Below are 14,513 nucleotides of genomic sequence, written 5' to 3' on the forward strand. Positions count from 1 at the left end.
AACCAATGAGCGGACAAACTGAAGCAATTCTCTTGGCAGGGGTTAGAATGTTCCGGGGGGTACCGATCATCGAACTCATGATACTCGCCATAACATGCCTCGTCTTTGCCTATGCGGCATCCCGCTTTCTGGCGGCGCGCCCACGGGCCCGAACGGTTGGCCCCGACACCGATGAAGACATCGTCTGGATATTCGATGGCGCCGATCTGGTCGATGCAACAACCCGCGCCCGACAGGCAATTGAACTGCCCGATGGCCCCTGCCTCTGGCGAGATCTGCACGAGGAGCTGAGCACGCTCTATCCCACATTCCCGAAAACCCAGGACATCGTCAAAGTCAGCGGTCAACTTGTCGCTCAGGCGCCGGATCCGAAGAATCCAAGCGAAATCCACTGTGAATGGATCGACGGGATCACACGGGTTTCGATGCGTCGGCGGCGCGAAGACAACCCGCAATCCGCAGATCTCTTCAATGCCTTCGCAGACGCGGCGCAAGAGCTTGAAACCCTGCGTTTTGCGGTCAACAGCACACATTACCCTGTCTGGTGTGTCGATGATGCGGGCGATGTCATCTGGTTCAACACCGCATATGATAAGCTCAGCCAAACCGTATTGGGCAAACCCGCGAGAAAGGACTCGGCGCTCTTTGGACCTGCGGGCGATATTCCTATTCCGACCAAGCGATCGCGCCGCGGTCTCACGATTTCCGGTTCCGGCAAGAAACTCTGGTTCGATGTGTCGGTCGTTCAATGCGACGTCGGTACGCTGATATATGCCGTTGACGTCAACGCGATTGTCGACGCGGAACTCGCACAGCGCAATTTTGTCCAGACGCTGGCAAAGACGTTCGCCCAGCTTTCCATCGGGCTGGCAATCTTTGACCGCAACCGCCAGCTGGTTCTGTTCAACCCCGCACTGGTGGATTTGACCGCCCTGCCCGCCGATTTCCTGAGTGGCCGACCGACAATCATGTCATTCTTTGACCGCCTGCGCGACAGCCGGATGATGCCGGAACCCAAGAACTACAACAGCTGGCGCGAACAGATGGCCGAACTCGTCGAAGCCGCAACCGATGGCCGCTATCAGGAGACCTGGTCGCTGCCCTCGGGATCGGTCTATTCGGTGAGCGGGCGACAACATCCTGACGGCGCGGTCGCATTCCTGATCGAAGACATCACCGCAGAAATCACCCTGACGCGCCGGTTCCGTTCGGATCTCGAATTGTGGCAATCGGTTTTCGATCAGATCGACGATGCCATCGCGGTCTTTTCCATGACCGGCGATCTGGTCTTTTCCAACACCGCGTATCACGAATTGTGGGGCGTGGATCCCGAAAATTCGTTCGCGCAGACATCGATCCTCGATTCCAGCCGCACCTGGCAGAGACAGTGCATGGCAAGCCCGGTCTGGGGCGACATACGCGACTTTGTAACCGTCCAGGAAAACCGCGCGGAGTGGTGGGCGCGGATCGACCGGAAATCCGGAGAACCCATGATCTGTAGCGTCAATCCGATCCAGCGCGGCGCAACCATGATTCGCTTCAGCCATTCGATGGATGAGCCACGCAAGGCTGTGCAAAAGCGTCCTGAACTGACGGCAGGCTGACAAAGCTGCTTGCGACCGGAATCGCGCCCCTGCATTGTGGCGCAATGACCAACACCCACAAAGAAATCCTGTTGCGACGCCCCGAAGACACCGCGAATCTGGCAACACGGATTGGCGCATTGCTGGTGCCGGGGGATTGCGTGCTGCTCGCCGGGCCGATCGGCGCAGGAAAGACCCATTTCGCACGCCACCTGATCCAGTCCCTGCAAGACGTTCCAGAAGACGTGCCCTCCCCGACCTTCACCTTGGTACAGACCTACGACACCGCGACCAGTGAATTATGGCACGCCGATCTCTACAGGCTGACCGCGCTCGACGAAGTCGAAGAGCTTGGCCTTTCGGATGCATTCGAAACCGCAATCTGTCTTGTCGAATGGCCCGACCGGCTCGGTGATCTTGCGCCGCCTTCGGCGCTGCATCTGGCCTTTGCGACCGATCCGTCATGTGAAACAAGCCGCATCCTGACCTGTTCGTGGTCCGATCCGAAATGGTGCGCAAAGATGGAGCAATGCGAAAATGGCTGACCGCGATGCATGCGCCACGATGTTTCTGGCCGGAACCGATTGGGCCGGTGCCACGCGCGGCCCGCTTGCCGGTGACGCTTCGAACCGCCGATACGAGCGGTTGCGCCATCCTGGGACGGGTGAAACCGCGGTTCTCATGGATGCACCGCCCGAAAAAGGCGAAGATATCCGCCCCTTTACGCGCATCGCCCGGCATCTCTGTAAAATCGGGCTGAGCGCACCGCGAATCCTTGCCGAAGACGCGGAACATGGTTTCCTTCTGATCGAGGATCTGGGCGACGATCTCTATGCACGTGTGGTCCGGGCCACGCCAGAACGCGAAACACTGCTGTACGAGGCGGCAATCGATGTCCTGCTGACATTGCACAAAGCGCCCCTGCCTGCGCTCGATGCCTACGACGCAGCGCTCATGACCGACCTCGCGGCCCTGGCCTATTCGAAATATCGCGATGGAATTGAAGGCCGCGCCGATGGCGAAGATCGGTTCCGGTCCCTGTTCCTGGATATCTGCGCCAAACACGCCCCGGAAGAGCCGGTCCTGATCCAGCGCGATTATCATGCGGAAAACCTGCTTTGGCTACCGGATCGCGATGGCCCCGCGCGGGTTGGCTTGCTCGATTTTCAGGATGCGATGGCCGGGCACCCCGCCTATGATCTGGTATCGCTACTGCAAGATGCCCGGCGCGATGTATCGCCGGAGTTGCAAGAGGCGATGATCGCCCGCTACCTTTCCGGCTCAAGTCAACAACCAGATGCCTTCAGGGCTGCTTATGCGGTACTTGGCACACAACGCAACCTGCGGATTCTGGGTGTTTTCGCGCGACTTGGCCGTGAATTTGGCAAGCCGCATTACATTGACCTGATCCCGCGGGTCTGGAACCACCTCATGCAGGATCTTGACCATCCGGCGCTGGCGCCGGTAGCGGATCTGCTGCGTGATACCTTGCCGGCACCGACCCCGGACAACCTGAAATGCCTCAAAACCACATGACGTCCCGACCTGACGCCGTGATGCTGTTTGCCGCCGGGTTCGGAACCCGGATGGCGCCGCTGACGGACAATTGCCCCAAGCCGCTGATACCGGTCGCCGGAAAACCGCTGGTCGATCACGCGCTGGCATTGGTCCGGGACATCAACCCGGCGCGGGTTGTCGCAAACACCCATTACCTAGCCGACCAGATGGAACGTCACCTGCACCCGCTTGGCGTAACCATCTCACATGAGCACCCCGAGATCCTCGACACCGGTGGCGGCCTGCGCGCCGCGTTACCTCTGCTGGGAGATCGCCCTGTCTTCACCATGAACACCGATGCGATCTGGGCTGGTCCCAACCCGCTGGCTCTCTTGCAGCAGGCATGGGATCCGGACCGGATGGACGCGCTCCTCGTCTGCGTCCCGATCGCGCAAACAGTCGGTCGTGAAGGCGAAGGCGACTTTGACGTCGATGACGCAGGGCGGATCAGCCGGGGCAAGGCGTTCGTTTACGGCGGAGCGCAAATCATCAAGACGGGCGGGCTGCACGACATTCCAGAGCGGGCATTTTCACTCAACCTCTTGTGGGACGACATGCTGAGCAGGGACAAGCTCTTTGCCCTGCGCTATCCGGGCCGCTGGTGCGATGTCGGGCGGCCGTCCGGGATAACGCTGGCCGAGAACATGCTGCGGGAAACAGATGTTTGAACCCACCGACAAACCCCGCGTCTTTGCGCTACCTCCGGGCGTCGATTTTCCCGCCGAACTGATCGCGGGCCTGCTCTCGCGATCTGCGTCCGCTGATCCCATGGCCCTCGCGCGGGTCCGGCTCGTTGTGAACACCCAGCGGATGATCCGGCGCATACGCGCGTTGTTTGACGCAGGCCCTGCCCGACTGTTACCCAAGGTGTCGCTCCTCACCGAAATTGCGGCAAGCGCGGCAGTCCTGCCTCCGAGCACATCGTCGCTGCGCCGACGGCTGGAATTGGCGCAGCTGGTCAGCCGCCTTTTGGATCAGCAACCCGATCTCGCCGCGCGCTCATCGGTTTATGCCCTCGCCGAGAGCCTTGCCGAACTGATGGATGAACTACAGGGCGAAGGCGTGCCGCCCGGCAGGATCAGCGAACTTGATGTCAGCGACATGTCGAGCCACTGGGCGCGCGCGCAACAGTTTTTTGGCATTGCCGAGCAATATCTCGCCGCGCAGACCGGGTTGACGATGGATCCGCAGACCCGCCAGAGAAACCTTGTCGAGGCATTGATCGCGCGATGGCGCATATCGCCGCCGCAGACCCCGATCATTCTGGCCGGATCGACCGGTTCGCGGGGAACCACCGCACTTCTGATGGACGCGGTTGCGCGATTGCCGCAAGGGGCCGTGGTGCTGCCCGGATATGATTTTGACCAGCCCGACGCCGTATGGTCGCGGCTTGATGAGCCGCTCGACTCCGAGGACCATCCACAATACCGGTTCCGCCACTTGATGCACATGCTTGAGCTCGCGCCCGGAGACATCGCACCGTGGACCGACGCCAGACCGCCATCACCAGAACGTAACAGATTGATTTCGCTTGCGCTTCGCCCTGCCCCGGTGACCGATGCCTGGCTGACCGAAGGCCCTGGCCTGGCCGATCTGGCGGGCGCGACGGCGGATGTCACCCTGATCCAGGCCCCGGAGCCGCGCACCGAGGCGCTGGCAATTGCGCTTCGGCTGCGACAGGCCGCGCAAACAGGACAAACCGCTGCGCTGATCACCCCGGATCGCATGTTGACCCGGCAGGTCGCTGCCGCGCTGGATCGCTGGAAAATCCGCCCCGACGACAGCGCGGGTCTGCCGCTGCAATTGTCACCGCCCGGACGTTTCTTGCGCCATGTCGCCGGGCTGTTTGCAAAACCGCTGAACGGCGAGACGCTGTTGACGCTGCTCAAGCATCCGCTGTGCCATAGCGAGGCGCAGCGCGGTGAGCATTTGCTGTACAGCCGCGATCTTGAACTCCACCTGCGCCGCAACGGGCCGCCCTTTCCGACCGCCGAAACCCTCGCGGCAACCTGTAAAAAGCAGCACAATACACCGGCGCCGGAATGGGTTGATTGGCTGATCACCTGCTTTGCCGGTCAAGTCATCGCCGGGGCACAGCCGCTGACCGTCTGGAGCGAGCGGCTTCGCACTCTTGCCGAGGCGATTGCGCGGGGCACCGCCGGAACCGGGAGCGGCGAGCTCTGGACCGAATTTGCCGGAGCCGAGGCACTGGAAGTCTTGACCGCTCTGGAGGCCGAGGCCGAACATGGCGGCGACATGACGGCACGTGAGTTCGCCGACCTGCTGGGCTCGTTGCTGACCGGCGGAGAGGTGCGCAACCCGAACGCCCCCCATGAAGGCGTCATGATCTGGGGCACTCTTGAGGCCCGTGTACAGGGTGCGGACCTGCTGATTCTGGGCGGACTCAACGAAGGCAGTTGGCCCGAAGCGCCCGACCCCGATCCCTGGCTGAACCGCAGGTTGCGTCACGAGGCGGGACTGTTGCTGCCTGAACGCCGGATCGGTCTCTCGGCGCATGACTTTCAACAGGCGGCCTGCGCGCCCGAGGTCTGGCTCACGCGGTCCTTGCGGTCGGATGACGCAGAAACCGTTCCGTCCCGCTGGCTGAACCGGGTTCTGAACCTGTTGACCGGCTTGCCGGACCAGGGCGGTTCCGAGGCCGTCGCCGGCATGATCGAACGGGGCCGCACCTGGCTCGACTGGGCCGATGAACTGGATCGCGCACCGCGTGTCGCACCCGCGAAACGCCCCTCGCCGCGTCCGCCTGTAATCTCGCGGCCATCGCAATTGTCGGTCACCGAAATCAAGACACTGATCCGCGACCCATATGCGATCTATGCGAAACACGTGCTGCGATTGCGCCCGCTCGATCCGTTGCTCAAGGAGCCTGACGCCCTGCTGCGCGGCACGGCAATTCACGATTTTCTCGAAACATTCATCAGGTACACGGCGGATCATCCCGATGAGTTGACCCAAGATGTATTCCTGCGCTTTGCCGAAGCTCAGCTAGCGGCGGATGTATCATGGCCTGCGGCGCGACGATTGTGGCTCGCCCGGCTGGCGCGGACCGTCGACTCGTTTCTCGCGGAGGAACGGGCGCGCCGTGACATCGCGTGGCCGAACAAACTTGAGGCGGGTTTGAAATATCCGCTGGCGGATCTCGGCTTTACGCTGACCGGGCGCGCCGACCGGATCGACATGGACGAGACCGGCGCGCTGCATATCTACGACTACAAGACCGGCGCGCCGCCGACCAAAAGCCAGCAGGCGAGGTTCGACAAGCAATTGCTGATCGAAGCCGCGATCGCGGAAGAAGGCGGGTTCCCTGACGTTGCCCCGGCGATCGTGGCCGAAGCGGTGTTCCTGCGCGTCGGCGGCCCCGGCGCAAATGTGCCCGCGCCGCTGGCCGAGGAGCCCGGCGCCAAGGTGTTGGCCGAACTGCGGGAGCTGATCATCGCCTATCAATCCGAAAGCCAGGGGTTCACCGCACGCCGGATGCTGGAGAAAGACACCGACACGGGCCAGTTCGATCATCTTGCCCGGTTCGGTGAATGGGACAGGTCTGACGATCCGGTTCCGGAGGATCTGTCGTGACCGCGCGCGATGACGCCACCGAACGACAGGTGCAGGCCGCGCGCCCGGACGCCTCGACATGGCTTGCCGCGAATGCCGGATCGGGCAAGACGCGCGTGCTGACCGACCGTGTGGCGCGCCTGTTGCTGGATGACGTGCGCCCCGAACATATCCTCTGCCTGACCTACACCAAGGCCGCAGCGAGCGAGATGCAGAACCGCTTGTTCCGGCGGCTTGGCGACTGGGCGATGCGCAGCGATGCGGACCTGACCGCGACGCTGGTTGACCTCGGTGTTTCGCGCTCGGTGTCATCGCGGCAGCTGGCCCATGCGCGCACCCTGTTTGCGCGCGCAATCGAAACGCCCGGCGGCCTGAAGATCCAGACCATTCACTCGTTCTGCGCCTCGCTTCTGCGGCGGTTCCCCCTGGAAGCCGGGGTCAGCCCGCAATTCACCGAGATGGAAGATCGCGCCGCAGCACTGTTGCAAGCCGAGATTGTCGAGGATTTCGCCGACGGACCACAGACCCGGTTGGTTGATGGCATCGCGCGCCATCTGAACGACACCGCGTTTGACGGGCTGACCCGCGCGCTGGTGCAGCAACGCGACCTGTTCGAACAGTCCGTTGACGGTGACGAGCTGTGGCGCAGGCTCGATCTGCCGCAGGGGTATGACGAGACACGCCTGCGCGAGGACATGTTCCTGGGCGGCGAGGCCGAATTGCTGTCCCGGTTGCGCGACGCCACGCGCGACGGGAGCAAGACCGAACAGGCGCTCGCAGCCAAGTTGACCGCGATTGCAAGGCCCGAACTGTCCGATCTGCCGCTGCTGGAGTCGGTTTTCCTGACCGGAAAAGGCGCCAAGGAACCCTTTACCGCCAAGATCGGCACAGTTCCGACCAAGGCCACGCGGGCGGCGCATCCGCAGCTTATGGACGAACTTGACGCCTTCATGCTGCGCATCGAAGCAGCACGCCGCTTGCGGCTGGCGCTGGTCTGCGGGCGCAAATCGCTTGCGCTTCATGAATTCGCCGCGGCTTTCCTGCCCGAATACGCGCGCCGAAAACAGGTGCGCGGCTGGCTCGATTTTGACGACCTGATCCTCAAGGCACGGCAATTGCTGAACGATCCGGCGGTGGCGCAATGGGTCCTTTACCGGCTCGACGGCGGGATCGACCATATTCTGGTGGATGAAGCCCAGGATACCAGCCCCGTGCAATGGGACGTTATCGAGAAACTAGCGCAGGAATTCACCAGCGGCCGGGGCGCGCATGCGGACAAGCTGCGCACCATCTTTGTCGTCGGTGACAAGAAACAGTCGATCTATTCCTTTCAGGGTGCGGACCCAGATGAATTCGATCGGATGCAGGCCGAATTTGCCCAGCGCCTTGGCGGATCGGGCGACGGTTTGCAGAATCTGACGCTCGATTATTCGTTCCGTTCGTCCGATGCGATCCTGCGACTGGTCGATATCGTGTTCGCCGGGCACGAAGATGCCGGATTCCGATCCGACTCGCATCACCGGGCCTTCAAATCCGATCTTCCGGGTCGGGTCGATCTCTGGCCCGTGGTTGAAAAGGTCGAAAACGATGACGACCGGGTCTGGACAGACCCCATCGACCGGCCCAGCCCGCGACATCACAACCTGATCCTTGCGGAGCAGATCGCAAATTCGATCAAGACGATGATCGCAGAAGGAGAAACCATTCCGGTTGACGGCGACAGGCCGGGGACATTCCTGCGCCGCAAGGTCCGGGCCGGCGATTTCCTGATCCTGGTTCAGCGTCGCTCCGACCTGTTTGCAGAGATCATTCGGGCCTGCAAGACGGTGGGCCTGCCGATTGCAGGGGCCGACCGGCTCAAGGTCGGTGCAGAGCTTGCGGTCAAGGACCTGGCGGCACTTCTTGGCTTTCTGGCGACGCCAGAAGACAGCCTGTCTTTGGCAACGGCGTTGCGATCACCGTTGTTCGGATGGAGTGAGCAGGCCATTTTCGATCTCGCCCATCGCCGCGACTCGCCATTCTTGTGGACTGCCTTGCGACAACGGGCGGATGAATTTCCCGACACCATGTCGATCCTGAACGATCTGCGGGGCCAGACCGATTTCCTTCGCCCCTATGACCTGATCGAACGGATCCTGACGCGCCACGGCGGCCGGCGCAGGCTGCTGGCGCGTCTGGGGTCCGAAGCGGAGGACGGCATCAATGCCCTGCTCTCGCAGGCGCTGTCTTATGAGCGATCGGATATTCCGAGCCTGACCGGGTTTCTGGTCTGGATGGAAACCGACGATCTTGAAATCAAGCGACAGATGGGCAGCGCGGGCAACATGGTCCGGGTGATGACCGTACACGGAGCAAAGGGGCTTGAGGCACCCATCGTGATCCTGCCCGATACCGGGCAACGGCGACCGCCCCGTGCGGGCGAAATCATGACCGTCGGCAACATGCCGGTCTGGCGGATGAATGCGGACGACATGCCCGACGCGATGTCGGCGGCGCATGCCCGCGCGCAGCAAAAACAGCTGAACGAACGGCTCAGGCTGCTGTATGTGGCTCTGACACGGGCCGAAAAGTGGTTGATCGTTGCCGCCGCCGGTGATCTGGGCAAGTCCGGTGACAGTTGGTATCAGATGGTCGAAAGCGCGATGACCGAGGCTGGTGCGCACGAGCACATCTTTGAAAGCGGACCGGGCCTGCGGCTGGAACATGGCGACTGGTATGCGTCAGACGTGCAAGAGATGGCCGGGTCCGCCCGCAAAACAATTGCCGTTCCGGACATCTTCAGAACGCAGGCCTCGCCGCCCGCCGCACGCCAGCCGGCACGCAGCCCATCCGACCTTGGCGGGGCCAAGGCGTTGCCTGGAGAGTCTGGCCTCGACGAAGAGGCGGCCAAGCTGCGCGGCACCCGGATCCACCTGCTTCTTGAACATCTGCCGGAATTTTCACAGGCAGAATGGGGAAGCGTGGCGGAGAGCATCCTGTCGGACCTTGCGAATGACGAGCGGATGTCGCTTCTGGCGGAAGCGCGCGCCGTGTTGCTGCATCCCGAGCTTGGAAGGATATTCTCCGCCAGTACCTTGGCCGAGGTGCCCGTGACCGCAGAGATCAAGGGACAGAGATTTCACGGCAAGATCGACCGCCTGATCGTCGATGGCGACACCGTGCGGGCGATTGACTTCAAATCCAATGCAACGGTTCCTGAAACGCCACATGCGTGCCCCGACGGGTTCCTGCGGCAGATGGGCGCCTATGCCGCCATGCTGGGTCAGGTCTATCCGGATCACCGCATTGAAACTGCGATCCTGTGGACGCGCACCGCGAAACTTATGTCATTTCCACACGATCTTGTGTCAGACGCCCTGGCGCGCGCACCTTCTCTTGACGATGGCAGCGCGCATTCATAGGTTCCTGCCAACCCGCAATGATCGAGGAGCCTGATCATGTCCACCGTCGCCGTTACGGACGCCACCTTTGACGCTGAAGTCAAGAACTCCGATATTCCCGTTGTCGTCGACTTCTGGGCCGAATGGTGCGGCCCGTGCAAGCAGATCGGCCCGGCACTCGAAGAGCTTTCCGCCGAGTACGAAGGCCGCGTCAAGATCGCCAAGGTCGATGTCGACAACAACCCGAACTCTGCGGCCGCAATGGGCGTGCGCGGTATTCCGGCGCTGTTCATCTTCAAGGATGGCCAGGTCGTATCGAACATGGCCGGTGCCAAGCCCAAGGCCGCGCTGCAAAGCTGGATTGATGAATCGATCTGATCGTATCAAGCGATGCGTAAAATCAGGGCGTCCCGGCGGGCGCCCATTTTTCATCCGCGTTCCTATGATCTTAGGGCGGACACCCAAGCGCTGAAAAAATGAAAGCCGCTCATGATTGAGCGGCTGTTTCTTTGGGGTAGGTTGCGGTTCGGTTGGCGCTCAGAGCGCTTCGACGAACTCGCGGGTCAGACCGATATCTTTCAACTGGTGCTCGGACAGACGCGACAGAGCCTTGCGGGTGATCCGCGCATCGCGGCGGGCCTTCAGTTCTGCGGTCAAAGCATAAAAGAGATCTACCACCCGGAGGATTGTGACTGCTCCGTGTGGCGCGTCGTGTTGTACTGTCGTCATCGTATTGCGCCTATCAAGATTGAAACAGCCGACTCCATGTCGGTTGCAGCGCGTACATAGTCAGCCGCCAAATTAAGCACAAATGACGTTTTTGCATTTCCGGCCTGCATTGTCTGCATACAGATGCATGTTTGCCGGACCCGCTTTGCTGCAAATCCGGGCATATCCGGCTTGATCAGGTTGCGCCGCAAAGGGTAGTGCGCTTGAAATCGATGACAAAGCGCCCAGATTGGCGTCGCACACAGGAGACACACATGGCAGATGATCAATTCCCCGGCTGGCACGGGACCACAATCGTCGGCGTGAAAAAGGGTGGCGACGTGGTGATCGCGGGGGATGGGCAGGTTTCGCTTGGCCAGACCGTGATCAAGGGCACCGCGCGCAAGGTACGCCGCCTGTCGCCCGGCGGTTTTGATGTTGTCGCCGGGTTTGCCGGGTCTACCGCAGATGCGTTCACCCTGCTTGAACGGCTGGAGAAGAAACTGGAAGCGACCCCCGGTCAACTGGCGCGCGCCAGCGTCGAACTCGCCAAGGACTGGCGCACCGACAAATATCTGCAAAAGCTCGAGGCGATGCTGATCGTGACGGATGGCAAGGACATGCTGGTCATCACCGGGGCGGGCGACGTGCTCGAACCCGAACATGACGTTGCGGCCATCGGCTCTGGCGGCAATTTCGCCCTGGCCGCCGCACGGGCGATGATGGACAGCGAGAAATCCGCCGAAGAGATCGCCCGCCGTGCCATGGCCATCGCGTCCGATATCTGCGTCTACACCAATGGCAATTTGACGGTCGAGACGATCTCGGCCTGATCCGACCCGGAATATCCGCGCCGGGGCCTATGCCCGCCCGGCAAAAGAAATTGCAAACACCGCATGGCATTGATAACCAACGCTGCCAATCGAACGGCGTTGGTTGATTTGTCGGCCCCCGTGACTACCTAATTCGGGTCTTACCCCGACGATCGAAAGGACCGCCCCTTGACCGACCTAACCCCGCGCGAAATCGTCAGCGAACTGGACCGGTTCATCATCGGGCAAAAGGATGCAAAACGCGCGGTTGCCGTTGCGCTGCGCAACCGGTGGCGGCGCAAACAGTTGCCCGAAAACCTGCGCGACGAAGTCTATCCCAAGAACATCCTGATGATCGGGCCGACTGGCGTGGGCAAGACCGAGATCAGCCGCAGGTTGGCAAAGCTCGCCCGCGCGCCGTTTATCAAGGTCGAGGCGACCAAGTTCACCGAAGTCGGTTATGTCGGGCGCGACGTGGAACAGATCGTGCGCGATCTGGTGGACAGCGCGATTGCGCAAACCCGTGAATTCATGCGCGAAGACGTCAAGGCCAATGCCCACCACGCCGCCGAGGAACGGGTGATCAGCGCGATAGCGGGTGAAGACGCCCGCGAAGGCACGCGCGAGATGTTTCGCAAGAAGCTGAAGGCCGGTGAGCTGGACGATACGATGATCGAGCTCGACATCGCGGACACTTCGAACCCCATGTCGATGTTCGAGGTTCCCGGCCAGCCCGGCAGCAACATGGGCATGATGAATCTGGGCGACATGTTCGGCAAGGCGTTTGGCGGGCGCACCGTGCGACGCAAGATGACCGTGGCCGACAGCTATGAAATTCTGATCGGCGAAGAGGCGGACAAGCTGCTGGACGACGAAACCGTGACCCGCGCGGCACTGGATTCGGTCGAGCAGAACGGCATCGTATTCCTTGACGAAATCGACAAGGTCTGTGCCCGGCAGGAAGCACGCGGCGGCGATGTCAGCCGGGAAGGGGTGCAACGGGATCTGTTGCCGCTGATCGAGGGCACGACTGTCAGCACCAAACACGGACCGGTCAAGACGGATCATATCCTGTTCATCGCATCCGGTGCCTTTCACATTGCCAAGCCCAGCGATCTCTTGCCGGAGCTTCAGGGGCGCTTGCCGATCCGTGTCGAATTGCGCGCCCTGACCGAAGAGGATTTCGTGCGCATCCTGACCGAAACGGACAATGCGCTGACGCTGCAATATACTGCGCTGATGGGCACCGAGCAGGTCGAGGTCAGCTTTACGTCCGACGGGATCGCGGCTCTTGCCAAGATCGCGGCAGATGTGAATCAGTCGGTCGAGAATATCGGGGCACGACGGCTTTACACGGTGATGGAACGGGTTTTTGAAGAACTGTCCTTTACCGCTCCGGACCGCTCGGGTGACGTAATCGTCGTGGATGCCGGTTTTGTCGAGGATAATCTCGGGGCGCTGTCACGTTCCACGGATGTCAGCCAGTACGTTCTCTGATCAATCGCGGTCGCAGCGCGTTGCCAACAGGCTCTATTGGCCCTTGAACAGGCTCTAACGCAGGGTTTCAGCGCGCCCTGCGCAAATAGACGTAAAAGGCGCCATCGCCCCCGTGGCTGATATGGGCGCTCTCCACTTGCAGCACGGCCTGCGCCAGCGGCGGCATGGACAGCCAGAGCGGGACATTGCGCCGCAGGATGCCACGCGGCACCGGGATCGGACCGTTATCGCGCGCAACCTTTCCCTTGCCGGTAATCACCAGAACCAGCCGGCGCCCCGACGCCTGCGACGACAGGATGAACCGGTTCAGGACCGGATGTGCCCGATCAAGCGTCATGCCGTGCAGGTCGATCCGCCCCTCGGGTGCCAGTTTCCCGCGCTTCATCCGCGTATACGCCTTGCGATCCATCTGAACAGAGGGCGGTCGCAGGCTTAGGGTGGGGCTTGGCGGCGTCGCCGGGCTGGGGCGCGGGACTTGCGATGGGTCAGTCGACGCCAGGTTGCGGTTGGGTTTCGGCTTTGGAAGCGGGCGGGCAGGGGCGCCGTCAGGATGCAACCGTTCCGTTCGCTCTGCCACGCGATGCCAGAGATCGATTTCCTCGTCTGTCAGCCTGCGGCGCACCATCAGCGGACTCCGGCCGCCGGACATGAAACAAGGTCACAACGGCAGGCATGATGCATGAAACTGCTCCGCGACCGAAATCCTGCCCTTACGCGTCCGTCGCGACGAGGATCCAGTTGGGATCGTTCGAGCCCATCGTGCGGGCAAAGGTCCAGGTGTCCTTTTGCCGTTTGACGGCAGAGGGGCTGCCCTCGATGATATCGCCGCCCTTGTCGCGCACAACCGATGTAAGCTCGGCGACGAAGCGCATGGTGATCTCGGCCCTGTTCGTGTCTTTCTCGAATTTCACGTCCTGAAGGCTGGTTTCACGGACACCGATAAACTCGGCTTCGATGGTCAGTCCCTGATCCTCGCGCGCGGCGACGACCTCGACAAAGGTTTCGAAAACATCTTCCGCGAGGAAGGGCTGAATTTCATCGAGATTGCCGCGCTCGAAACCCATGACGATCATCTCATAGGCACCGCGCGCGCCCTGAAGAAATTCGCTGACCGAAAATGTCGGTTCGATCCGTTTCATCGCGGCAAGATCCTGCGCCTGCGGGCTGCCTTCTTCGACATGATCGATGATGTCGCGGTCCGGGCCACCCTCGATCACCTCGAACCCCTTGCGGGCGGCAGGTTCATCGGTTTTTGGCACCGGCGGTTTTTCAAAGCCTTCACGCGTGCCCAATACGTTCTTGAGGCGCAAAATCAGAAAGATGGCAATGCCAGCAAGCACCAAAAGCTGTATGATGGACGAATTCATTTGGACCTCATGTTCGTGTTGGGCTTTGTAAGCCTC

The 14,513-nt window shown here is 61.5% G+C and carries 12 protein-coding genes; 9 read left to right on the forward strand and 3 right to left on the reverse strand.

Annotated elements, in window-relative coordinates; all coding sequences use genetic code 11:
• Positions 1 to 47 precede the first annotated feature (47 nt).
• Genes AB9K34_RS07880 through trxA form a run of 7 tightly spaced genes read left to right on the forward strand, consistent with a single transcriptional unit; the run spans position 48 to position 10,471 of the window.
• Positions 48 to 1,604 (forward strand): PAS-domain containing protein, encoded by a 1,557-nt coding sequence (locus tag AB9K34_RS07880; protein WP_369953877.1) that lies wholly within the window; start codon positions 48 to 50, stop codon positions 1,602 to 1,604.
• Between the two features lie 44 nt (positions 1,605 to 1,648).
• Positions 1,649 to 2,128, forward strand: a complete 480-nt coding sequence (gene tsaE, locus AB9K34_RS07885) for a tRNA (adenosine(37)-N6)-threonylcarbamoyltransferase complex ATPase subunit type 1 TsaE (RefSeq protein ID WP_369953878.1) — start codon at positions 1,649 to 1,651, stop codon at positions 2,126 to 2,128.
• On the forward strand, positions 2,121 to 3,119 hold the full coding sequence (locus AB9K34_RS07890; RefSeq protein ID WP_369953879.1) for an aminoglycoside phosphotransferase family protein: 999 nt from the start codon (positions 2,121 to 2,123) through the stop codon (positions 3,117 to 3,119). Before tsaE ends, AB9K34_RS07890 begins: the two co-directional genes overlap by 8 nt.
• A complete protein-coding gene (locus AB9K34_RS07895; protein ID WP_369953880.1) occupies positions 3,116 to 3,808 on the forward strand; it encodes a nucleotidyltransferase family protein in 693 nt (230 codons plus the stop codon). Before AB9K34_RS07890 ends, AB9K34_RS07895 begins: the two co-directional genes overlap by 4 nt.
• Positions 3,801 to 6,734 (forward strand): double-strand break repair protein AddB, encoded by a 2,934-nt coding sequence (addB, locus tag AB9K34_RS07900; RefSeq protein WP_369953881.1) that lies wholly within the window; start codon positions 3,801 to 3,803, stop codon positions 6,732 to 6,734. The genes AB9K34_RS07895 and addB overlap by 8 nt, the downstream gene beginning before the upstream one ends.
• Positions 6,731 to 10,114 (forward strand): double-strand break repair helicase AddA, encoded by a 3,384-nt coding sequence (addA, locus tag AB9K34_RS07905; protein ID WP_369953882.1) that lies wholly within the window; start codon positions 6,731 to 6,733, stop codon positions 10,112 to 10,114. The genes addB and addA overlap by 4 nt, the downstream gene beginning before the upstream one ends.
• A gap of 36 nt (positions 10,115 to 10,150) precedes the next feature.
• Entirely contained in the window at positions 10,151 to 10,471 is a 321-nt protein-coding gene (gene trxA / locus AB9K34_RS07910) for a thioredoxin (RefSeq protein WP_369953883.1), read from the forward strand.
• Between the two features lie 159 nt (positions 10,472 to 10,630).
• Here the strand turns inward: trxA and AB9K34_RS07915 are convergent, their stop codons facing one another.
• The gene (locus AB9K34_RS07915; protein ID WP_369953884.1) at positions 10,631 to 10,822 is read right to left on the reverse strand and encodes a DUF1127 domain-containing protein; all 192 of its coding nucleotides are present in this window, start codon (positions 10,820 to 10,822) and stop codon (positions 10,631 to 10,633) included.
• A gap of 254 nt (positions 10,823 to 11,076) precedes the next feature.
• On the opposite strand from AB9K34_RS07915, the gene hslV reads away from it, so the two are divergent.
• Positions 11,077 to 11,634, forward strand: a complete 558-nt coding sequence (gene hslV / locus AB9K34_RS07920; protein WP_369953885.1) for an ATP-dependent protease subunit HslV — start codon at positions 11,077 to 11,079, stop codon at positions 11,632 to 11,634.
• A gap of 168 nt (positions 11,635 to 11,802) precedes the next feature.
• The gene (gene hslU / locus AB9K34_RS07925) at positions 11,803 to 13,110 is read left to right on the forward strand and encodes an ATP-dependent protease ATPase subunit HslU (RefSeq protein WP_369953886.1); all 1,308 of its coding nucleotides are present in this window, start codon (positions 11,803 to 11,805) and stop codon (positions 13,108 to 13,110) included.
• A 67-nt stretch (positions 13,111 to 13,177) separates the two neighbouring features.
• Here the strand turns inward: hslU and AB9K34_RS07930 are convergent, their stop codons facing one another.
• Together AB9K34_RS07930 and AB9K34_RS07935 are read right to left on the reverse strand one after the other, a co-directional pair.
• A complete protein-coding gene (locus tag AB9K34_RS07930; RefSeq protein ID WP_369953887.1) occupies positions 13,178 to 13,735 on the reverse strand; it encodes a Smr/MutS family protein in 558 nt (185 codons plus the stop codon).
• An 85-nt stretch (positions 13,736 to 13,820) separates the two neighbouring features.
• Positions 13,821 to 14,477 carry a Tim44/TimA family putative adaptor protein gene (locus tag AB9K34_RS07935; RefSeq protein ID WP_369953888.1) on the reverse strand — a complete coding sequence of 219 codons (657 nt, stop codon included), beginning with the start codon at positions 14,475 to 14,477 and terminating at the stop codon, positions 13,821 to 13,823.
• Positions 14,478 to 14,513 lie beyond the last annotated feature (36 nt).

Source organism: Sedimentitalea sp. XS_ASV28, assembly GCF_041224545.1.
Taxonomy (GTDB): Bacteria; Pseudomonadota; Alphaproteobacteria; order Rhodobacterales; family Rhodobacteraceae; genus Sedimentitalea.